The organism is Oleiphilus sp. HI0080, from assembly GCF_001635135.1.
Map to the genome: position 1 here is coordinate 1 of NZ_LWFU01000706.1, position 1,192 is coordinate 1,192.

The window sequence follows — 1,192 nt, forward strand, 5'->3', positions numbered from 1 at the left end:
ACGACGCCGTCCGATAGACTATTTTTCGCATAATGCAGGGCTAGTGCACGGCCGATTCCTGTGCTGGCACCAACGATCCACACATTGGATTGCTTGTTACTGTTTGTTTGCTTCTTCACCGTACTCACGCCACCCTTTTTTTCAAAGTACGAATGACCGCACCAAGCGCCGGAACTCGCTCGTAGAGCATTTCCCCGGCATCAAAAAAGTCGCGATGCTCGATCACTTTTCCCTTCCGCGTACCCAAGTAACTGACACCAGCCACTTCGATCGTGCGGCCCTTATTTAAACGCGGATGGCGAAAATACATAATCCAACGGATAAACCCGCCGTTCTCATTGAGCGCTAAGTCTTGCCACTCGAAAGCAATACTCTCAACGTTTTCATACATCTTTTCGAAATACTCAAACATCGCAGGCAGACCATCAATGCGATGCAAACTGTCCTCAAAAACTACATCGTCGGCGTACACCTCCGAGAGCATGCTGGCCGTCAAGGTATTGCGATTTAACGTGTCGTAAAGCGATTTGAACTTTTCAATCGTTTTAGCAACCTGCGTTTGTTCAGACATTTTGTTTCCTCCCTTCCTCAAGAATACGCTGAGGAACAGGATTCAGGTCACGCACAATGCCAACAAAACTCAAGCCTTTGAGAACATAGTAAGAGATATCGATTTCCCACCAATAAAATCCTTGTCGAGCGGAAACCGCAAAGCGATGATGGTCGTTATGCCACCCCTCTCCAAGCGTCAACAGAGCCAAAAACGCATTATTTCGACTGTGGTCTTTCGTCTTGAATCGTCGTGACCCCCAGACATGGCCGAGAGAGTTGATCGTAAATGTAGAATGGAAAAGCAGCACCGTTGAAACACAAAAACCCCATACAACCATCTGCAACCCGTTGGTGCCCCATTCGGGCTTCCAAGTCGCCAAGACCTCGCCCAAACCATACATTGCAAGAGCCGCCAGCACTGGAACCAAGCTGTCGTAGCGGTTTAGAAATACCAGCTCTTTATACTTCGCGAGATCCGGAATGACTTTATAGTCGGTGTGATAGCCCTTATTGCTCAAGAACCAGCCGACATGGCTCCACCAAAAACTATGATTGATAGGCGAATGCAAATCATTTTCTTGATCAGAAAACTTGTGATGATTGCGATGATGCGCCGCCCACCAAAGCGGTCCACGCTGCG

At 48.2% G+C, this 1,192-nt stretch carries 2 protein-coding genes; both read right to left on the reverse strand.

All coding sequences use genetic code 11. From position 1 onward, the window contains the following. Positions 1–124: 124 nt before the first annotated feature. Positions 125–571, reverse strand: coding sequence for a nuclear transport factor 2 family protein (locus tag A3751_RS15200; protein ID WP_068457661.1), 447 nt, complete (start codon positions 569–571; stop codon positions 125–127). Continuing rightward, a partial coding sequence (locus tag A3751_RS15205) for an acyl-CoA desaturase (RefSeq protein WP_197466385.1) occupies positions 564–1,192 on the reverse strand: 629 nt, incomplete at its 5' end. The genes A3751_RS15205 and A3751_RS15200, both read right to left, overlap by 8 nt.

What these genes read in the sequence shown, in the direction of transcription:
- A3751_RS15200 (WP_068457661.1), bottom strand. Translation starts at nt 571, where the DNA reads ATGTCTGAACAAACGCAGGTTGCTAAAACGATTGAAAAGTTCAAATCG.